Raw genomic sequence first — 20,048 nt, forward strand, 5'->3', positions numbered from 1 at the left:
CCCCCATGCGATCGAGCGGTTCAATCGCTCGTCGTGCCACTTGAGCGCTGCCCCCTGGCGGGAGCAGAATGCTCATCTCTGAGGTACCGCCTCCCCCTCCTTGAAGGATATGCAATGACCCGTCTCCGTGCCCTCTGTGCTGCCGTCGCCCTGGCCTGTGCCAGCGGCCAGGTACTCGCTGCCACTGCCAGCCACAACGCTGCCGCCGAGAAATTCCTGACCCTGGCCAACGCTGACAAGTTGGGTACCCCGGTGTACATGCAGGTCCAGCAGATGTTCGCCCAGCGCTTCGCCCAGACCAAAGCCCCGACCACCAAGCAGTCGGTGCTGGAGAGCTACCAGGCCAAGGCCAACGCCGCGCTGGACAGCGCCATCGGCTGGAACAAGCTCAAGCCGAAGATGGTCGACCTGTACACCCAGACCTTCACCGAGCAGGAGCTCAAGGACCTGGTCAAGTTCTACCAGTCGCCACTGGGCAAGAAAGTCCTCAGCCAGATGCCCAAGGTCACCCAGCAGTCGGCCCAGCTGACCCAGCAAAGCCTGGAACCGGCAGTACCGGTGGTCAACAAACTGCTCGAAGACATGACCAACGAGCTTGACCCCAACGCCGGCAAGGCCGCCGCCCCTGCCAAGAAGTGAGTAACACCCGATGACCATGCAGCAACGCATCGAGCAGCAGCTGGCCGCACTGGCGCCGCAGCACCTTGAAGTGCTCAACGAAAGCCACATGCACAGCCGTGGCCAGGAAACCCACTACAAGGCGGTGATCGTCAGCGAGCAGTTTGCCGGGCTCAACAGCGTCAAGCGCCACCAGAAGGTGTACGCCACCATGGGTGAACTGATGGGCCAGATCCATGCGTTGGCCATCCACACCTATACCAACGAGGAGTGGGCGAAGGTGGGTGTTGCACCCGCGTCGCCGGTGTGTGCAGGTGGCGGCAAGCACTGAATCCTTTTTGTCGTTCTGGTACAATTCGCAACATCCGGGGGGGCCGCTTTGCGGCCCTTTCGCGACACAAGGCCGCTCCTACAGGGGTTATGTATTCACCTGTAGGAGCGGCCTTGTGTCGCGAAAGGGGCGCAGAGCGCCCCCCAGCTTTTTGTCAAACCCGGTCCGCCCCTTACGAGGGCAACCACCTGGAGATTCAACGCAATGACCCAACCGATCGTCGTGGCGGCGCTGTACAAGTTCGTCACCCTTGAAGACTACGCAGAGCTGCGCGAGCCCTTGCTCAAGGCCATGCTCGACAATGGCGTCAAAGGCACTCTGCTGCTGGCCAACGAAGGTATCAACGGCACGGTTTCGGCCACCCGCGAAGGCATCGATGGCCTGCTCACCTGGCTGCGCAGCGACCCGCGCCTGGTCGATGTCGACCACAAGGAATCGTACTGCGACGAGCAGCCGTTCTACCGCACCAAGGTCAAGCTCAAGAAAGAGATCGTCACCCTCGGCGTGCCGGGCGTGGACCCGAACAATGCCGTTGGCACCTACGTCGAGCCCAAAGACTGGAACGCGCTGATCAGCGACCCGGAAGTACTGCTGATCGACACCCGCAACGATTACGAAGTGGCCATCGGCACCTTCAAGGGCGCAATCGACCCCAAGACCGAGACCTTCCGCGAGTTCCCCGAGTACATCAAGGCCAATTTCGACCCCAGCAAGCACAAGAAGGTCGCCATGTTCTGCACCGGCGGTATCCGTTGTGAAAAAGCCTCCAGCTACATGCTCGGTGAAGGCTTCGAGGCGGTCTATCATCTTAAGGGCGGCATCCTGAAATACTTCGAGGAAGTACCCCAGGAAGAAAGCCTTTGGGACGGCGACTGCTTTGTCTTCGACAACCGCGTCACGGTGCGCCATGACCTGACCGAAGGCGAGTACGACCAGTGCCATGCCTGCCGCCACCCGGTCAACGCCCAGGACCGCGCGTCCGAGCACTATTCGCCAGGCGTGAGCTGCCCGCACTGCTGGGACAGCCTGAGCGAAAAGACCCGGCGCAGCGCCATCGACCGGCAGAAGCAGATCGAGCTGGCCAAGGCCCGCAACCTGCCGCACCCGATCGGTTACAACTACAAAGCCGAGGCCTGATTGCATGAATGCCCGCCTGCTCTATGTGATGGACCCGATGTGCTCCTGGTGCTGGGGTTTTGCACCGGTGGCCCAGGCCCTGATCGCCCAGGCGCGTGAAGCGGGCGTGGCCACCCGGGTGGTACCGGGTGGGTTGCGTCGCGGTGCCAGCCCGCTGGACGCCTCGACCCGCAAGTACATCCTCGAACACTGGCAGGCGGTGGCCGAGGCCACCGGGCAGCCGTTCGCGTTCGAAGGTGCCATGCCCGATGGCTTCGTCTACGACACGGAGCCGGCCTGCCGCGCCCTGGTGGCCGCCCGCGAACTGGACGCCGAGCGCGTTTGGCCGCTGCTGGCGCTGATTCAGCGTGGGTTCTACCAGCAGGGCCTGGACGTCACCACCGCGCCGCAGCTGGTCGAGCTGGCCGAGCAGGCCGGGTTCGATCGCGCAACCTTTGCCGATGCCTTGCTGCGTGCCGAAGTGCGCGCTGCCACTGCAGCCGATTTCAGCTGGGTACAGGACCTGGGGATTGCCGGTTTTCCAACGCTGCTGGCTGAACGCAACGGCCAGCTCGCCCTGTTGACCAACGGCTACCAGCCACTGCAAAGCCTGCAGCCCTTGCTTGGCCGCTGGCTACAGCAGGCCGCCTGTGCTTGACCTGCCAGGCTCGCCCGACCCGGTGCCAGGGAAGCCAGCTGCTGTGCCTGACCGGCTGAGCTGGGCGCAAATACGCCGCTTGGCACTGCACCACAAGAAACACCTCTGGGCCGCCAACCTGGTGGCCGTGCTGGCGGCCTGCTGCAGCGTGCCGATTCCGCTGTTGCTGCCCTTGCTGGTGGACGAAGTGCTGCTGGGCCACGGCGATGGCGCTTTGAAGTTCATGAACCACCTGCTGCCCAGCGGTTGGCAGGTGGCGGCCGGGTATATCGGCCTGATGCTGGTCGTTACCCTGTGCCTGCGCGTGGCCGCGCTGGGGTTCAACGTGGTGCAGGCCAAGCTGTTCGCCGGCCTTGCCAAAGACATCGTTTATCGTCTGCGCATCCGCCTGATCGAGCGGCTCAAGCGTATCTCGCTCAAGGAGTACGAAAGCCTGGGCAGCGGCACCGTGACCACGCACCTGGTCACCGACCTGGAGACCCTCGACAAGTTTGTCGGCGAAACCCTGAGCCGCTTCCTGGTGGCCATGCTGACCCTGACCGGCACGGCGGCGATCCTGATCTGGATGCACTGGCAGCTGGCTTTGCTGATCCTGTTGTTCAACCCGCTGGTGATCTACTTCACCGTGCAGTTGGGCAAGCGCGTCAAACACCTTAAAAAGCTCGAAAACGATAGCACCTCGCGGTTCACCCAAGCGCTGGCCGAAACCCTTGATGCCATCCAGGAAATCCGCGCCAGCAATCGCCAGGGTTACTTCCTCGGCCGCCTGGGCCTGCGTGCCCGCGAAGTGCGTGATTACGCCGTGGATTCGCAATGGAAAAGCGATGCCAGTGGCCGTGCCAGTGGCCTGCTGTTCCAGTTCGGTATCGATATCTTCCGTGCTGCGGCCATGCTCACGGTGCTGTTCTCCGATTTGTCGATCGGGCAGATGCTGGCCGTGTTCAGCTACCTGTGGTTCATGATCGGCCCGGTCGAGCAGTTGCTGAACCTGCAATATGCCTACTACGCCGCCGGGGGGGCCTTGAGCCGGCTCAACGAGTTGCTGGCGCGTGCTGACGAGCCTCAATACCCGGCTGCCCGCGACCCGTTCGCCGGCCGTGAAACGGTTGGCATCGAGGTGCGCGACCTGCGCTTTGCCTATGCCGACGAGCCGGTGCTCGAGCACCTGGATCTGTCCATCGCTGCGGGCGAAAAAGTCGCCATTGTCGGCGCCAGTGGCGGCGGCAAAAGTACCCTGGTGCAGTTGCTGCTGGGCCTGTACAGCGCCCAGGCCGGGACTATCCGTTTTGGCGGTGCCAGCCTGCAGGAAATCGGCTTGGAGACCTTGCGTGAAAATGTGGCGGTGGTGCTGCAGCACCCCTCACTGTTCAACGATACGGTACGCGCCAACCTGACCATGGGCCGTGATTGCACGGACGAGGCCTGCTGGCAGGCGCTGCGCATCGCCCAGCTGGACGCCACCATTGCCGCCTTGCCGCAAGGGCTGGACAGCGTGGTTGGCCGCTCTGGTGTGCGCCTGTCCGGCGGCCAGCGCCAGCGCCTGGCGATTGCCCGCATGGTCCTGGCCGAGCCGAAGGTGGTGATCCTCGACGAGGCCACTTCAGCGCTGGACGCCGCCACTGAGTACAACCTGCACCAGGCTCTGGCGCGTTTCCTCAGTGGCCGTACCACATTGATCATCGCCCACCGCCTTTCGGCGGTGAAGCAGGCCGACCGTGTGCTGGTATTCGATGGCGGGCACGTAGCCGAGGATGGCGGGCACCAGCAGTTGATCGCCGAGGGCGGCTTGTATGCCAAGCTGTACGGGCATCTGCAGCAGACTTGATCCAGCTGCAGCTTGCAGCTTGCAGCTCAAAATTCCCTCCACACAGATGGCAGATGGCCTACGCTGAGCTTGTCTGGGTTGATTCGAGCCTTATCTGCTCTGTGACAGGGACTTCATGAAGGGACATCGCACACTAGAGGCGCCAAGGCTGCTGGGTATCATCTGGCCCTTCGTCGCCGTTGTAGTCTTCCAGGTCCTGCTGGGCAGCCTCAGCCTTTACGCGCTTTCGGCTGTGCGTGCCTATGTCGCCGGCGAAAGCCTGTGGTCCAAGGCCCAGAAAGACGCTATCTATTACCTGAACCTGTATGCCGAAACTGGCGATGAGCGCACCTACCAGCGCTATCGCCAGGTCATCACTGTGCCCCACGGTGACCGGCAGATGCGCGAGGTGCTCGACCAGCCTGATCCAGACCTTGACGTCGCGCGCCAAGCCGTACTGCAAGGCGGCAATCACCCCGACGACGTCGACCGCATCATCTGGTTCTACCGCAATTTCAGCCAGATCAGCTACGTGCAGGCGGCGATCGCCTACTGGAATGTCGGTGATGATTTCCTCAACCAGCTGGATGTGCTGGCCAACGAGATGCGCGAGGGTTTTGCCAAAGGCCAGGTCGGGCCGCGCCAGGTCAGCCAATGGCGCGCCCGCATCGTCGCTATCAATGAAGGCGTGACACCGGCGGCCAAAGCCTTCAGCGATGCCCTGGGTGAAGGGTCGCGCATGCTGTTGCGGGTGTTGTTGGTCACCAACCTGCTCACCGCACTGTTTCTCATCACCTTTGCCTGGCGCCGTTCGAGCAAACTGCTGGCCCAGCGCCAGGCCTTCGCCAGCGCCCTGCAGGAAGAAAAGGAGCGCGCACAGATTACCCTGCAGGCGATTGGCGATGCTGTGATCACCACCGATGTCGATGGCAGCATCGGCTACATGAACCCGGCGGCCGAGCAGCTTACCCATTGGCAGGCAGGCCAGGCCCTGGGGCTGCCGTTGACAGCACTGTTCAGCCTGGTGGACGAGCAGGCCCAGAACGACAGCAGCACCCTGCTCGAACAGGTGCTCAGCGGCAGCCTCAAGGGGGGCGCCGAGCATGCACGGTTGATCCAGCGCCTGGATGGCAGCACGGTTGCGATCAACCTGGTGGGGTCGCCCATCATCAGTGACGGGCAGGTGGCTGGCATTGTCCTGGTGCTGCATGACATGACCCAGGAGCGCCAATACATAGCCAACCTGTCCTGGCAGGCTACCCATGACGCGCTGACCGGCCTGGCCAACCGCCGTGAATTCGAGTACCGCCTGGAGCAGGCACTGAACGACCTCGTGCGCCAGGGCGGGCGGCATTCGCTGATGTTCCTTGACCTCGACCAGTTCAAGCTGGTCAACGATACCTGTGGGCATGCCGCCGGTGACGAATTGCTGCGGCACATCTGCGCCGTGCTGCAATCGGTGCTGCGCGAAGGCGATACCCTGGCGCGGCTGGGGGGGGATGAGTTTGGCGTGCTGCTGGAAAACTGCCCGGGCGAACAGGCCGAGCGCATTGCCGAAAACCTGCGCCAGGCGGTGCAAAGCCTGCACTTCGTATGGAAAGGCAGGCCGTTCGTCACCACTGTGAGTATCGGCCTGGTGCACATGGCACAAGCCCCGGCCACGCTGGAAGCCTCCCTGCGGGCAGCGGACATGGCGTGCTACATGGCCAAGGAGAAGGGCCGTAACCGCATCCAGGTCTACCATTCCGATGACAGTGAACTGTCGATGCGGTTTGGTGAAATGGCCTGGATACAGCGCCTGCACGTCGCCCTGGAGGAGAACCGCTTCTGCCTGTACGCCCAGGAAATCGCCGCACTCACCGCCCTTGAAGGGCAGGGGCATGTCGAGATTCTGTTGCGCCTGCAAGACGAAAGCGGCCGCACCATCCTGCCTGACAGCTTCATCCCGGCGGCCGAGCGCTATGGCCTGATGACCGCTATCGACCGCTGGGTGGTGCGCAATGTGTTTCAGGTCATTCGCCAGTGTCTGGATGAGGGGCGCGAGGGCCCGCTGTCGATGTGTGCCATCAACCTGTCGGGCTCGAGTATCGGTGACGACAAGTTCCTGGAGTACCTGCAGCGCCTGTTCGTCGAATATTCGATTCCGCCACGGCTGATCTGCTTCGAGATCACCGAGACCAGTGCCATTGCCAACCTCGGCAGTGCCATCCGGTTCATCAATGAATTGAAAGGGCTGGGTTGCAAGTTCTCGCTGGATGACTTTTGTGCCGGAATGTCGTCATTCGCTTATTTGAAACATTTACCCGTCGACTTCTTGAAGATCGACGGAAGTTTTGTCAAAGATATGCTTGATGATCCGGTCAACCGGGCCATGGTCGAAGTCATCAATCACATCGGCCACGTCATGGGTAAACGGACCATTGCCGAGTTCGTTGAAACTCCGTTGATCGAGCAGGCCTTGCAGGAGATCGGCGTGGACTACGCCCAGGGCTATCTGATCGAAAGACCGCAGGTATTCACTTGCGACAGCCTGCAGCGCCAACGGATTGCCGCACGGCCCCTGCTGCATCGGGCGCCTGGAACCTTTCGCTGAAGTAGCGTTGGTAAATCACAGGGATCAAGGAGCTGAAAAGTGATTGATGCATTCGTCCGTATCGGGCCTTTGATGGACCCGGCCAGTTACCCTCAATGGGCCCAGCAACTGATCGAAGATTGCCGCCAGAGCAAGCGTCGGGTGGTGGAGCATGAATTCTACCAGCGCCTGCGCGATGGCCAGCTGCGCCAAGCCACCATTCGCCAGTACCTGATCGGTGGCTGGCCGGTGGTTGAGCAGTTTTCCTTGTACATGGCCCACAACCTGACCAAGACCCGCTATGCCCGCCACCCGGGCGAAGACATGGCGCGGCGCTGGCTGATGCGCAATATCCGCGTGGAGCTCCACCATGCCGATTACTGGGTGCATTGGTGCCATGCCCATGGCATTCACCTGCACGAGCTGCAGTCCCAGGAAGTGCCCGTCGAGCTCAATGGCCTCAATGACTGGTGCTGGCGAGTGTGTACCACCGAGTCGCTGGCCATTGCCATGGCTGCTACCAACTATGCCATTGAAGGGGCGACGGGTGAGTGGTCGGCGGTGGTCTGCGCTGAAGACACCTACGCCATGGGCTTCCCGGAGGACCAGCGTAAACGCGCCATGAAGTGGTTGAAGATGCATGCGCAGTATGACGACGCCCACCCGTGGGAGGCGTTGGAGATCATTTGTACGCTGGCTGGCGAAAACCCGACCTTGGGGTTGCGCAATGAGCTGCGCAAGGCGATCTGCAAAAGTTATGACTGCATGTACCTGTTCCTGGAACGGTGCATGCAGCTGGAAGGCCGCCAGCAAGGGCGCCTGCGCCCGACCTTGGCTGCTGGCTGAATGCCTGGGGCTGCTTTGCAGCCCTTTCGCGACACAAGGCCGCTCCTACAGATTTGATGCCGGATTCAACGGCACCGCTATCCTGTAGGAGCGGCCTTGTGTCGCGAAGGGCCGCAAAGCGGCCCCATCGGTTTCAAGCCCTACTGAGCGTTGAAGGCCTGCCCGTTCACCCCGGTACTGTCCGGCCCCATCAGGTACAGATACACCGGCATGATCTCTTCAGGCAGCGGGTTGTTCTGCGGGTTCTCGCTCGGATAGGCCTGGGCCCGCATGGCCGTGCGGGTAGCCCCCGGGTTGATACTGTTGGAGCGCACCGGCGCCACACCTTCCAGTTCGTCTGCCAAAGTCTGCATCAGGCCTTCGGTAGCGAATTTGGACACGCCATAAGCGCCCCAGTAAGCCCGGCCCTTGCGCCCGACACTGCTGGAGGTGAACACCACCGAGGCGTCCTCCGACAGCTTGAGCAGCGGCAGCAGGGTGCTGGTGAGCATGAACGTGGCATCGACGTTGATGTGCATCACCCGCATGAAATTGTCGCCCGAGAGCTGCTCGAGCGGGGTGCGCGGGCCGATGATCGAGGCATTGTTGAGCAGGCCGTCCAGGCGGCCGAACTGTTCCTCGACCATCGCAGCCAGTTCGTCGTACTGGTGGGGCAGGGCGGTTTCCAGGTTGAACGGGATCACCACCGGCTGCGGGTGGCCGGCGGCCTCGATTTCATCGTAGACCTCGTTCAGGTTGGCTTCGGTCTTGCCCAGCAGCAGCACAGTGGCGCCCAAGGCGGCATAAGCCTTGGCGGCGGCTGCACCGATGCCACGGCCAGCGCCGGTGACCATGATGACGCGGCCCTTGAGCAGGTCGGGGCGGGCGGTATAGTCGAACATGCGTTTGTCCTTGAGTTGAAGCTTGCAGCTTGCCGCTAAAAGATCAGCACCCGCACAGGGCGCTGTCGAGCACCTTGCGCAGTTCCAGCGGGTGGTCCACCACCACGTCGGCGCCCCAGTTGTTCGGGTTGTCTTCTGGATGAATATAGCCGTAGCGCACGGCCGCCGTGCGGGTGCCGGCATCGCGGCCCGACTCGATGTCGCGCAGGTCGTCGCCGACGAACAGCACGCTGGCCGGGTCCAGGTTCAAGGTCTTGCAGGCCAGGATCAGCGGCTCCGGGTCGGGCTTGCTGTTTTTCACGTGATCCGGGCAGATCAGCAGTGCAGAACGCTCGGCCAGGCCAAGGCGCTGCATGATCGGCTCTGCGAAGCGGACCGGCTTGTTGGTCACCACGCCCCACAGCAGGTTGCCCCGCTCGATGTCGGCCAGCAATTCGCCCATGCCGTCGAACAGCTTGCTGTGCACCGCGCAGTCACGCTGGTAGCGCTCGAGGAACTCCAGGCGCAGGGCCTCGAAACCCTCGTCCTGCGGGCTCATGGCGAAGGTCGCGGCGACCATCGCCCTGGCACCGCCGGAAATCACGTCGCGGATCAGCTTGTCGTCGATGGCCGGCAGGCCGCGCTCGGCGAGCATGGCCTGGCAAATAGCGATGAAGTCCGGCGCCGTGTCGAGCAGGGTGCCGTCCATGTCAAAGAGTACTGCTCGCAAACGCATGCTCATTCCTCGCGCAGTGTCTGGATCATGTAGTTGACGTCCACATCGCTGCTGAGCTTGTAGTGCTTGGTCAGCGGGTTGTAGGTCAGGCCGATGATGTCCTTGACCTCAAGGCCGGCCACGCGGCTCCAGGCACCCAGCTCGGAAGGGCGGATGAACTTCTTGAAGTCGTGGGTACCGCGCGGCAGCATCTTGAGGATGTATTCGGCGCCGATGATGGCCAGCAGGTAGGCCTTGGGGTTGCGGTTGATGGTCGAGAAGAACACCTGGCCACCCGGCTTGACCATGCGGTAGCAGGCGCGGATGACCGAAGACGGGTCGGGCACGTGCTCGAGCATTTCCAGGCAGGTGATCACATCGAACTGCTCGGGCATTTCTTCAGCCAGGGCCTCGGCGGTGATCTGCCGGTACTCCACCTCCACGCCGGACTCCAGCTGGTGCAGCTGGGCCACGGCCAGGGGCGCCTCGCCCATGTCGATGCCGGTGACGGTGGCGCCACGCAGGGCCATTGCCTCGCTGAGGATGCCGCCGCCGCAGCCTACGTCCAGCACCTTCTTGCCGGCCAGGCTGACGCGCTCGTCGATCCAGTTGACGCGCAGCGGATTGATATCGTGCAGCGGCTTGAACTCGCTCTCGCGGTCCCACCAGCGGTGCGCCAAGGCTTCAAACTTGGCGATTTCGGCGTGGTCGACGTTGCTCATTGAACAGTCCTCTGAAACTTCTACGAATTGCGCCGGAGTATACCCGAGCGCCCAAGGCTGTTGGTCGCTATAATCGTCCGCTTTTGATATGCGAAAGTCAGGGAGAGGTGATGCGCGAGCGACTTATGGCGGCGGAGAAGGTGACCGGTATCCGGTGGCACCACGGCGCCTTGCACCTGCTCGACCAGCGCCTGCTGCCTTCGCAAGAACGCTGGCTGGCCTGCGACAATGTCGCGCAGGTGGCGGCGGCGATCCGCGATATGGCCGTGCGAGGTGCGGCGGCCATCGGCATTGCTGCCGCCTATGGCCTGGTGCTTGCCCTGGAAGAGCGCCTGGCCGAGGGCGGCGACTGGGAAATGGACCTGGAAGAGGACTTCCTCAGCCTGGCCGAAGCGCGGCCTACGGCCGCCAACCTGTTCTGGGCACTCAACCGCATGCGTGATCGCCTGCAGCGCCTGCGCCCCGGCGAGGATGTGCTGGCAGCGCTGGAGGCCGAGGCTGTGGCCATTCATGAAAGCGACCGTGAGGCCAACCTGACCATGGCCCAGCAAGGCATCGAGCTGATCCGCCGCCACCAGGGTAGCGAGCAGGCCCTGCTGACCTACGGCAACGCCGGTGCCCTGGCCAGTGGAGGCTTCGGTACGGCGTTGGGGGTGATCCGCGCAGGCTTTCTCGAGGGTATGGTCGAGCGCGTCTATGCCGGCGAAACCCGGCCCTGGCTGCAGGGTTCGCGCCTTACCGCCTGGGAGCTGGCCAACGAAGGCATTCCGGTAACCCTGTGTGCCGATTCGGCGCTGGCCCACCTGATGAAGAGCAAGGGCATTACCTGGGTGGTGGTCGGCGCCGACTGCATTGCCGCCAACGGTGACGTGGCGAGCAAGATCGGCACCTACCAGCTGGCGGTGAACGCCATGCACCATGGTGTGCGGTTCATGGTGGTGGCGCCCAGCACCAGCATCGATCTCAATCTGGCCACGGGTGAAGACATCCCGCTGGAAGAGCGTGATGCCGACGAATTGCTGGATTACGCCGGCACCCGCGTGGCGCCGCAGGTGGAGGTGTTCAATCCGGTGTTCGACGTGACTCCGGCTGACCTGATCGATGTGATCGTGACTGAGAAAGGTGTCATCGAGCGCCCGGATACAGCCAAACTGGCGCAATTGATGTGCCGCAAACGCCTGCATTGATCGTTTGGGGTGGGGGGGGAGAGGGAGTGCGGGAGGTCGAGCGCCGGCAATACGGCATCAGCGCCAATCACGTCAACAAATTCCCACAAAACCCCCTCCACCCCCTGCGCCATATCTCCCCACCGCTACTGCCTTTGTGATAACATCCGGCAGTTTCCAAGACCGCCCATGACGGCGGCCTTCATTGCGCAGATCCATGTTACAACTCATTGATTTGTCGTAAGTCGTCGCACCCTTATGCGCTGCGGCGGCGAGCTTCGTTCGGCCCTTGATGGAGCTGCGAAGTTTCACCAGAAAAAGGAATCAGGCTTCTCATGGGCGAACTGGCCAAAGAAATCCTCCCGGTCAATATCGAAGACGAACTGAGACAGTCTTACCTCGACTACGCGATGAGCGTGATTGTCGGGCGAGCGCTGCCCGATGCACGTGACGGCTTGAAGCCCGTGCATCGTCGCGTTCTCTTTGCGATGAGCGAACTGGGCAACGACTGGAACAAGCCGTACAAGAAATCCGCCCGTGTGGTCGGTGACGTGATCGGTAAGTACCACCCGCACGGCGATACTGCGGTCTACGACACCATCGTGCGTATGGCCCAGCCATTCTCGCTGCGCTACCTGCTGGTCGACGGCCAGGGCAACTTCGGTTCGGTCGACGGCGACAACGCTGCGGCGATGCGATACACCGAAGTGCGTATGGCCAAGCTGGCCCACGAGCTGCTGGCCGACCTGCATAAGGAAACCGTCGACTGGGTGCCCAACTACGACGGCACCGAGCAGATCCCGGCGGTCATGCCCACCCGCATCCCCAACCTGCTGGTCAACGGTTCCAGCGGTATCGCCGTGGGCATGGCGACCAACATTCCGCCGCACAACCTCGGTGAAGTCATCGACGGCTGCCTGGCGCTGATCGACAACCCGGAAGTCACCGTCGACGAGCTGATGCAGTTCATCCCCGGCCCCGACTTCCCGACTGCCGGCATCATCAACGGCCGCCAGGGCATCATCGAGGCGTACCGTACCGGCCGTGGCCGCATCTACATGCGCGCGCGCTCCGAGATCGAAGACATCGACAAGGTCGGTGGCCGCCAGCAGATCGTCGTCACCGAGCTGCCGTACCAGCTGAACAAGGCGCGCCTGATCGAGAAGATCGCCGAGCTGGTCAAAGACAAGAAGATCGAAGGCATCACCGAGCTGCGCGATGAGTCCGACAAGGACGGCATGCGCATCGTCATCGAGCTGCGCCGCGGCGAGGTGCCGGAGGTGGTGCTCAACAACCTCTATCAGCAGACCCAGCTGCAGAGCGTGTTCGGCATCAACGTGGTGGCACTGATCGACGGCCGCCCGCGCGTGCTCAACCTCAAGGACCTGCTCGAAGCGTTCGTCCGTCACCGCCGTGAAGTGGTCACGCGCCGTACCGTATTCGAGCTGCGCAAAGCCCGTGAACGTGGCCATATCCTTGAAGGCCAGGCGGTCGCGCTGTCCAACATCGACCCGGTCATCGCGCTGATCAAAGCCTCGCCGACGCCGTCCGAAGCCCGGGAAGCGCTGATTGCCACTGCCTGGGAATCCAGTGCCGTGCAGGTCATGGTCGAGCGCGCCGGCGCCGATTCCTGCCGCCCTGAAGACCTGCCGGAACAGTACGGCCTGCGTGATGGCAAGTACTACCTGTCGCCGGAACAGGCCCAGGCGATCCTCGACCTGCGCCTGCACCGCCTGACCGGCCTGGAGCACGAGAAGCTGCTGGCCGAGTACCAGGAAATCCTCGAGCAGATCGGCGAACTGATCCGCATCCTCAGCAGCGCCGAGCGCCTGATGGAAGTGATCCGCGAAGAACTCGAAGCGATCCGCGCCGAGTACGGCGATGCGCGCCGCACCGAGATTCTCAACGCCAGCCACGACCTCAACTACGGCGACATGATCCCGGAAGAAGAGCGCGTGGTGACCATCTCCCACGGTGGCTATGCCAAGACCCAGCCGTTGTCCGCTTACCAGGCCCAGCGCCGTGGCGGTAAAGGCAAGTCGGCGACCGGCGTGAAGGACGAGGACTACATCGAGCACCTGCTGGTCGCCAACAGCCACGCCACCCTGCTGCTGTTCTCCAGCAAGGGCAAGGTGTACTGGAAGAAGACCTACGAGATCCCTGAGGCATCCCGCGCTGCGCGTGGCCGCCCGCTGGTCAATCTGCTGCCGCTGGAGGAGGGTGAGCGCATCACCGCCATGCTGCAGATCGACCTCGAGGCCCTGCAGCAGAGCGCCGATCCGGATGAAGAGCTGGAAGACGGCGACGAGGGCGTGATCGAAGGCGAAGTGGTCGAGGCTGAAGAAATCGACGAAGAAGAGGGCGACACCCCTGAATGGGTGGCTGAGCCGACTGGTGCGTACATCTTCATGGCCACCGCTTCCGGTACCGTCAAGAAAACCCCGCTGGTGCAGTTCGCCCGTCCGCGCTCCAATGGCCTGATCGCCTTGAAGCTGAAGGAAGGTGACACCCTGATTGCCGCAGCAATCACCGACGGCGCCAAGGAAGTCATGATGTTCTCCGACGCCGGCAAGGTGATCCGCTTCGCCGAGAGCGTGGTACGCGAAATGGGCCGTACCGCCCGTGGTGTGCGCGGCATGAAACTGGGCAAGGGGCAGCAGATCATCTCGATGCTGATCCCGGAGTCTGGTGCGCAGATCCTTACCGCTTCCGAGCGCGGCTTCGGCAAGCGTACGCCGCTGTCCAAGTTCCCGCGCCGCGGCCGTGGTGGTCAGGGCGTGATCGCCATGGGCACCAAGGGGCGCAATGGCCTGCTGATCGGTGCTATCCAGGTGCAGGAAGGTGAAGAGATCATGCTGATCTCCGACCAGGGTACGCTGGTGCGCACACGGGTTGGTGAGGTATCCAGCCTGAGCCGTAACACCCAGGGCGTGACGTTGATCAAGCTGGCTGCAGACGAAACGCTGGTAGGCCTGGAGCGTATCCAGGAGCCTTCCGAGGAAGAGCTCGACGAGCTGGTCGGGGCGGACGAGGAGGGCGTGGAGCTCGATGCGCCGGAAGCGGCGGACGATGACAATGCGGGCGCCGAAGAGGCACCGCAAGAGTAAGCAAGCGCAACAACCCGAACGGGGCGACCAAGGTCGCCCCGTTTGACTGATTACAGCAGGCAACAGCAGGGCCTGCCTTTTGTAGGAGCGGCCTTGTGTCGCGAAAGGGCCGCCTGGCGGCCCCAGGGTTAAGCAGCGCAACAACTATCGCGGGGGCTGCTGCGCAGCCCTTTCGCGACACGAGGCCGCTCCTACAGGGGTGCGCGGCCTGCAACAAACGATTTTGTTCTATTTGGCAGAGCGAGAGTGGATGTGAGCAAACGAGCCTTTAACTTCTGCGCAGGCCCTGCCGCGCTTCCTGAAGCTGTCCTGCAGCGCGCCCAGGCCGAAATGCTGGACTGGCATGGCAAGGGCTTGTCGGTGATGGAAATGAGCCATCGCAGCGACGATTACGTGGCCATCGCCGAAAAGGCCGAGCAGGACCTGCGTGACCTGCTGTCCGTCCCCTCCAACTACAAAGTCCTGTTCCTGCAGGGCGGCGCCAGCCAGCAGTTCGCCGAGATCCCGCTGAACCTGCTGCCGGAGAACGGCACTGCCGACTACGTCGAAACCGGCATCTGGTCGAAAAAGGCCATCGAAGAAGCGCGCCGTTTCGGCAACGTCAACGTCGCTGCCAGCGCCAAGCCATACGACTACCTGGCCATCCCTGGCCAGAACGAGTGGCAGCTGACCAAGAACGCAGCGTACGTCCACTATGCCTCCAACGAGACCATCGGCGGCCTGCAGTTCGACTGGGTGCCGCAAACCGGTGACGTTCCGCTGGTGGTCGATATGTCCTCCGACATCCTCTCGCGCCCGATCGACGTGTCGCAGTACGGCCTGATCTACGCCGGCGCGCAGAAGAACATCGGCCCGAGCGGCCTGGTGGTGGTGATCGTCCGCGAAGACCTGCTGGGCCACGCCCGCAGCAGCTGCCCGACCATGCTCGACTACAAGGTCTCGGCCGACAACGGCTCGATGTACAACACCCCGGCCACCTATTCCTGGTACCTCTCGGGCCTGGTCTTCGAGTGGCTCAAGGAGCAGGGTGGCGTCGACGCCATGGAGCAACGCAACCGCGCCAAGAAAGACCGCCTGTACGGCTTCATCGACACCAGCGAGTTCTACACCAACCCGATCAGCCACAACGCCCGTTCGTGGATGAACGTGCCGTTCCGCCTGGCCGATGAGCGCCTGGACAAGGCCTTCCTGGCCGGCGCCGATGCCCGTGGCCTGCTCAACCTCAAGGGCCACCGCTCGGTGGGCGGCATGCGTGCCTCCATTTATAACGCCCTGGGCCTGGACGCTGTCGAGGCGCTGGTGGCCTACATGGCCGAATTCGAGAAGGAGCACGGCTGATGTCCGAACATGAGCTCAAGGCGCTGCGCGTGCGCATCGACAGCCTCGACGAGAAAATCCTCGAGCTGATCAGCGACCGCGCCCGTTGCGCCCAGGAAGTGGCCAAGGTCAAGACCGCCTCGCTGGCCGAAGGCGAGCAGCCGGTGTTCTACCGCCCTGAGCGTGAAGCCGCCGTGCTCAAGCGCGTGATGGAGCGCAACAAGGGGCCGCTGGGCAACGAAGAGATGGCGCGGCTGTTCCGCGAAATCATGTCGTCCTGCCTGGCCCTGGAAGAGCCGCTGAAAATCGCCTACCTGGGGCCTGAAGGCACCTTCACCCAGGCTGCGGCCATGAAGCACTTCGGCCACGCCGTGATCAGCCGCCCGATGGCTGCCATCGATGAAGTGTTCCGCGAAGTGGCGGCCGGCGCTGTCAATTTCGGCGTGGTGCCGGTGGAAAACTCCACCGAGGGTGCGGTCAGCCACACCCTGGACAGCTTCCTCGAGCACGACATGGTGATCTGCGGTGAAGTCGAGCTGCGCATCCACCATCACCTGCTGGTGGGCGAAAACACCAAGACCGACAGCATCACCCGCATCTACTCCCACGCCCAGTCGCTGGCCCAGTGCCGCAAGTGGCTGGACGCGCACTACCCGAACGTGGAGCGCGTGGCGGTGTCGAGCAATGCCGAGGCCGCCAAGCGGGTCAAGGGCGAGTGGAATTCGGCGGCGATCGCCGGTGATATGGCCGCCAACCTGTACGGGTTGACCCGCCTGGCCGAGAAGATCGAAGACCGCCCGGACAACTCCACGCGCTTTTTGATGATCGGCAACCAGGAAGTGCCGCCGACCGGGGACGACAAGACCTCGATCATCGTTTCGATGAGCAACAAGCCAGGTGCCTTGCACGAACTGCTGGTGCCGTTCCACGACAACGGCATCGACCTGACCCGCATCGAGACCCGCCCTTCGCGCAGTGGCAAGTGGACCTACGTGTTCTTCATCGACTTCGTTGGCCACCACCGCGACCCGCTGATCAAGGCCGTGCTGGAGAAGATCAGCCAAGAGGCTGTGGCGCTGAAGGTACTGGGCTCGTATCCAAAGGCGGTGCTTTGATTCAAGGTTGTTGGGGGCGCTTTGCGCCCCATCGCGACACAAGGCCGCTCCTACAGGAGTCTGCAATCCCTTGTAGGAGCGGCCTTGTGTCGCGATGGGCTGCAAAGCAGCCCCCTGCGGTCCCAAAGACTGTCCTGATTTCTGAACAGGGTTCGTACCAGTGGTAAATGCAGCAAAAAACAACCCCGCACCGCTCATCGGCCGCCTCGTCGTCGTAGGCCTGGGCCTGATCGGCGGCTCCTTCGCCAAAGGCCTGCGTGAAAGCGGCCTGTGCCGCGAAGTGGTCGGCGTCGACCTGGACGCCCCTTCGCGCAAGCAGGCCGTGGCCCTGGGTGTGGTCGACCGCTGCGAAGAAGACCTCGCCGCCGCCTGTGTCGGCGCCGACGTCATCCAGCTGGCGGTACCGATCCTGGCCATGGAAAAGCTGCTGGCGCGCCTGGCGCAACTGGACCTGGGCAGCGCCGTCATCACCGACGTCGGCAGCGCCAAAGGCAATGTGGTGCGGGCTGCGCGTGAGGTATTCGGCGACCGCCTGCGCCACTTCGTGCCCGGCCACCCCATCGCCGGCTCCGAGCAGAGCGGGGTGGAGGCCTCCAACGCCACCCTGTTCCGCCGCCACAAGGTCATCCTCACGCCGCTGCCCGAAACCGACCCCGCCGCCCTGGCCCTGGTCGACCGCCTGTGGCGTGCGCTGGAGGCCGACGTGGAGCACATGCCGGTCGAGCGCCACGACGAAGTGTTGGCCGCCACCAGCCACCTGCCGCACCTGCTGGCGTTCGGCCTGGTCGATTCGTTGGCCAAGCGCAATGAAAACCTTGAGATCTTCCGGTACGCTGCCGGTGGTTTCCGCGATTTCACCAGAATCGCTGGCAGCGATCCGACCATGTGGCATGACATCTTCCTCGCCAACCGCGAGGCTGTCCTGCGCACCCTGGACACTTTTCGCAGCGACCTCGACGCCTTGCGCGACGCGGTCGATGCAGGGGACGGGCACCAGTTGCTGGGTGTGTTCACCCGCGCTCGGGTTGCCCGCGAGCATTTCAGTAAAATCTTGGCCCGCCGGGCCTATGTGGACGCTATGAACGCCAACGATCTGATTTTCCTGGCCCAACCGGGTGGCCGCCTGACCGGGCGAATCCGCGTACCGGGCGACAAGTCGATTTCCCACCGTTCGATCATGCTCGGCTCCCTGGCCGAAGGCACGACCGAAGTCGAAGGCTTCCTCGAAGGTGAGGACGCCCTGGCGACCCTTCAGGCTTTCCGTGACATGGGGGTAGTCATCGAAGGCCCGAACCACGGCCGCGTGACCATTCACGGTGTTGGCCTGCACGGCCTCAAGCCACCGCCCGGGCCGATCTACGTGGGCAACTCCGGCACCTCCATGCGCCTGCTCTCGGGCCTGCTGGCCGGCCAGTCGTTCGACGTGACCATGACCGGCGATGCGTCGCTGTCCAAGCGCCCGATGAACCGCGTGGCCAACCCGCTGCGCGAAATGGGCGCTGTGGTCGAAACCGGCCCGGACGGCCGCCCACCGCTGACCATCCGTGGTGGCCACACGCTCAAGGCACTGACCTACACGCTGCCGATGGCCAGTGCCCAGGTCAAATCCTGCCTGCTGTTGGCCGGCCTGTACGCCGAAGGCAAAACCACCGTTACCGAGCCTGCGCCCACCCGTGACCATACCGAGCGCATGCTGCGCGGCTTCGGCTATGCGGTGGAGTCCAACGGCCCGGTTGCCTCGCTGCAGTCCGGCGGCAAGCTCACTGCCACCCACATCGAAGTGCCCGCAGACATCTCCTCGGCTGCGTTCTTCCTGGTGGCAGCATCCATTGCCCAGGGCTCCGAGCTGGTACTCGAGCATGTCGGCATCAACCCGACCCGCACCGGTGTCATCGACATCCTGCGCCTGATGGGCGGCGACATCACCCTGGAAAACCAGCGTGAAGTCGGCGGCGAACCAGTGGCCGACCTGCGTGTGCGCGGTGCCAAGCTCAAGGGTATCGATATCCCCGAGCACCTGGTGCCGCTGGCCATCGACGAATTCCCGGTGCTGTTCGTGGCCGCCGCCTGTGCCGAAGGGCGTACCGTGCTGCGTGGCGCCGAAGAGCTGCGGGTGAAGGAGTCCGATCGTATCCAGGTGATGGCCGACGGCCTGATCGCCTTGGGCGTGAAGTGCGAGCCGACCCCCGACGGCATCATCATCGACGGCGGCCAGATTGGCGGTGGCGAAGTGCATGGCCACGGCGACCACCGTATCGCCATGGCCTTCAGCGTCGCCTCGCTGCGCGCCAGCGCGCCAATCCGCATCCATGATTGCGCCAACGTCGCCACCTCGTTCCCCAACTTCCTCGCGCTGTGTGCCGAAGTGGGTATCCGCGTGGCAGAAGAGGGCAAGTCGTGAACTCTCAAGCGCCGGTCATCACCATCGATGGCCCGAGCGGCTCGGGCAAGGGCACGGTCGCAGGCCTGTTGGCGCGTGAACTGGGCTGGCGGCTGCTGGATTCCGGCGCGCTTTACCGTCTGCTGGCGTTCAACGCCAGCAACCACGGTGTCGACCTGACCAACGAAGAGCTGCTCAAGGCCCTGGCCGCCCATCTGGATGTGCAATTCATCGCCGCCGAGCCGGGTAAGCTGCAACAGATCATTCTGGAGGGTGAGGACGTCAGCAATGTCATCCGCACCGAGACGGTCGGTGCCGGGGCCTCGATGGTCGCGTCCCTGCCGGCAGTGCGTGAAGCCCTGCTGCAGCGCCAGCGCGCCTTCCGCGAAACACCCGGCCTGATCGCCGATGGCCGCGACATGGGCACCGTGGTGTTCCCGGACGCGCCGCTTAAGGTGTTTTTGACCGCCAGTGCCGAGGAGCGTGCCCGTCGCCGCTACCTGCAGTTGAAGGGCAAAGGCGAAGATGTTAGTCTGTCGAGTCTGCTAGATGAGATTCGTGCGCGCGATGAGCGCGACACCCAGCGCGCAGTGGCCCCGCTCAAGCCGGCGGCCGATGCCATTCAGCTGGACTCCACGGAGCTGTCCATCGAGCAGGTGCTGCACCGTATCAGGAGCGAGCTCGCCCAGCGCGACTTGGTCTGATCGTCAGGAAAGCAGGC

General features: G+C 63.3%; 16 protein-coding genes. 13 read left to right on the forward strand and 3 right to left on the reverse strand.

Annotated features, from left to right (window positions below; translation table 11 throughout):
* The first annotated feature begins 114 nt into the window (after window positions 1-114).
* The 7 genes from JET17_RS06895 to JET17_RS06925 all read left to right on the forward strand — a co-directional run bounded on the left by JET17_RS06895 (window position 115) and on the right by JET17_RS06925 (window position 7,945).
* Complete coding sequence (locus JET17_RS06895; RefSeq protein WP_012313275.1) at window positions 115-639, forward strand: DUF2059 domain-containing protein; 525 nt, start codon at window positions 115-117, stop codon at window positions 637-639.
* A gap of 10 nt (window positions 640-649) precedes the next feature.
* On the forward strand, window positions 650-949 hold the full coding sequence (locus JET17_RS06900) for a BolA family protein (RefSeq protein WP_012313276.1): 300 nt from the start codon (window positions 650-652) through the stop codon (window positions 947-949).
* 204 nt (window positions 950-1,153) lie between these two features.
* Complete coding sequence (locus tag JET17_RS06905; protein WP_012313277.1) at window positions 1,154-2,086, forward strand: rhodanese-related sulfurtransferase; 933 nt, start codon at window positions 1,154-1,156, stop codon at window positions 2,084-2,086.
* Between the two features lie 4 nt (window positions 2,087-2,090).
* Window positions 2,091-2,723 (forward strand): DsbA family protein, encoded by a 633-nt coding sequence (locus tag JET17_RS06910; protein ID WP_012313278.1) that lies wholly within the window; start codon window positions 2,091-2,093, stop codon window positions 2,721-2,723.
* Window positions 2,716-4,548, forward strand: a complete 1,833-nt coding sequence (locus JET17_RS06915; protein WP_012313279.1) for an ABC transporter ATP-binding protein — start codon at window positions 2,716-2,718, stop codon at window positions 4,546-4,548. The genes JET17_RS06910 and JET17_RS06915 overlap by 8 nt, the downstream gene beginning before the upstream one ends.
* Window positions 4,549-4,663: 115 nt before the next feature.
* Window positions 4,664-7,120, forward strand: coding sequence for an EAL domain-containing protein (locus JET17_RS06920; protein ID WP_012313280.1), 2,457 nt, complete (start codon window positions 4,664-4,666; stop codon window positions 7,118-7,120).
* Between the two features lie 39 nt (window positions 7,121-7,159).
* Window positions 7,160-7,945, forward strand: coding sequence for a TenA family transcriptional regulator (locus JET17_RS06925; protein WP_012313281.1), 786 nt, complete (start codon window positions 7,160-7,162; stop codon window positions 7,943-7,945).
* Window positions 7,946-8,085: 140 nt separating this feature from the next.
* Here JET17_RS06925 and JET17_RS06930 read toward each other — a convergent pair whose 3' ends face one another.
* From JET17_RS06930 to ubiG, 3 genes are read right to left on the reverse strand one after another with little or no spacing between them, the layout of a single operon-like run.
* Window positions 8,086-8,826 carry a YciK family oxidoreductase gene (locus tag JET17_RS06930; RefSeq protein ID WP_012313282.1) on the reverse strand — a complete coding sequence of 247 codons (741 nt, stop codon included), beginning with the start codon at window positions 8,824-8,826 and terminating at the stop codon, window positions 8,086-8,088.
* A 43-nt stretch (window positions 8,827-8,869) separates the two neighbouring features.
* Window positions 8,870-9,541, reverse strand: coding sequence for an N-acetylmuramic acid 6-phosphate phosphatase MupP (gene mupP / locus JET17_RS06935; protein ID WP_012313283.1), 672 nt, complete (start codon window positions 9,539-9,541; stop codon window positions 8,870-8,872).
* Window positions 9,542-9,543: 2 nt separating this feature from the next.
* Window positions 9,544-10,242 carry a bifunctional 2-polyprenyl-6-hydroxyphenol methylase/3-demethylubiquinol 3-O-methyltransferase UbiG gene (gene ubiG / locus JET17_RS06940; protein ID WP_012313284.1) on the reverse strand — a complete coding sequence of 233 codons (699 nt, stop codon included), beginning with the start codon at window positions 10,240-10,242 and terminating at the stop codon, window positions 9,544-9,546.
* 110 nt (window positions 10,243-10,352) lie between these two features.
* Between ubiG and mtnA the strand changes: the two genes are divergently transcribed.
* The 6 genes from mtnA (at window position 10,353) to cmk (ending at window position 20,031) form a co-directional block, all read left to right on the forward strand.
* Complete coding sequence (gene mtnA, locus JET17_RS06945) at window positions 10,353-11,429, forward strand: S-methyl-5-thioribose-1-phosphate isomerase (RefSeq protein ID WP_012313285.1); 1,077 nt, start codon at window positions 10,353-10,355, stop codon at window positions 11,427-11,429.
* A gap of 314 nt (window positions 11,430-11,743) precedes the next feature.
* Entirely contained in the window at window positions 11,744-14,515 is a 2,772-nt protein-coding gene (gyrA, locus tag JET17_RS06950) for a DNA gyrase subunit A (RefSeq protein ID WP_012313286.1), read from the forward strand.
* A gap of 252 nt (window positions 14,516-14,767) precedes the next feature.
* On the forward strand, window positions 14,768-15,853 hold the full coding sequence (serC, locus tag JET17_RS06955; protein WP_042111243.1) for a 3-phosphoserine/phosphohydroxythreonine transaminase: 1,086 nt from the start codon (window positions 14,768-14,770) through the stop codon (window positions 15,851-15,853).
* Window positions 15,853-16,947: a prephenate dehydratase gene (pheA, locus tag JET17_RS06960; RefSeq protein WP_012313288.1), complete on the forward strand. Its 1,095-nt coding sequence runs from the start codon at window positions 15,853-15,855 to the stop codon at window positions 16,945-16,947. The genes serC and pheA overlap by 1 nt, the downstream gene beginning before the upstream one ends.
* A 160-nt stretch (window positions 16,948-17,107) precedes the next feature.
* A complete protein-coding gene (locus JET17_RS06965) occupies window positions 17,108-19,348 on the forward strand; it encodes a bifunctional prephenate dehydrogenase/3-phosphoshikimate 1-carboxyvinyltransferase (protein ID WP_012313289.1) in 2,241 nt (746 codons plus the stop codon).
* Window positions 19,345-20,031 (forward strand): (d)CMP kinase, encoded by a 687-nt coding sequence (cmk, locus tag JET17_RS06970; protein ID WP_012313290.1) that lies wholly within the window; start codon window positions 19,345-19,347, stop codon window positions 20,029-20,031. The genes JET17_RS06965 and cmk overlap by 4 nt, the downstream gene beginning before the upstream one ends.
* Window positions 20,032-20,048 lie beyond the last annotated feature (17 nt).

Source organism: Pseudomonas putida, from assembly GCF_016406145.1.
GTDB classification, from domain to species: domain Bacteria; phylum Pseudomonadota; class Gammaproteobacteria; order Pseudomonadales; family Pseudomonadaceae; genus Aquipseudomonas; species Aquipseudomonas putida_E.

Coding starts and splice junctions, on each gene's coding strand:
- JET17_RS06920 (WP_012313280.1), top strand. CDS start 4,664: ATGAAGGGACATCGCACACTAGAGGCGCCAAGGCTGCTGGGTATCATC.
- JET17_RS06910 (WP_012313278.1), top strand. CDS start 2,091: ATGAATGCCCGCCTGCTCTATGTGATGGACCCGATGTGCTCCTGGTGC.
- mtnA (WP_012313285.1), top strand. CDS start 10,353: ATGCGCGAGCGACTTATGGCGGCGGAGAAGGTGACCGGTATCCGGTGG.
- ubiG (WP_012313284.1), bottom strand. CDS start 10,242: ATGAGCAACGTCGACCACGCCGAAATCGCCAAGTTTGAAGCCTTGGCG.
- gyrA (WP_012313286.1), top strand. CDS start 11,744: ATGGGCGAACTGGCCAAAGAAATCCTCCCGGTCAATATCGAAGACGAA.
- mupP (WP_012313283.1), bottom strand. CDS start 9,541: ATGCGTTTGCGAGCAGTACTCTTTGACATGGACGGCACCCTGCTCGAC.
- JET17_RS06930 (WP_012313282.1), bottom strand. CDS start 8,826: ATGTTCGACTATACCGCCCGCCCCGACCTGCTCAAGGGCCGCGTCATC.
- JET17_RS06895 (WP_012313275.1), top strand. CDS start 115: ATGACCCGTCTCCGTGCCCTCTGTGCTGCCGTCGCCCTGGCCTGTGCC.
- JET17_RS06900 (WP_012313276.1), top strand. CDS start 650: ATGACCATGCAGCAACGCATCGAGCAGCAGCTGGCCGCACTGGCGCCG.
- pheA (WP_012313288.1), top strand. CDS start 15,853: ATGTCCGAACATGAGCTCAAGGCGCTGCGCGTGCGCATCGACAGCCTC.
- JET17_RS06905 (WP_012313277.1), top strand. CDS start 1,154: ATGACCCAACCGATCGTCGTGGCGGCGCTGTACAAGTTCGTCACCCTT.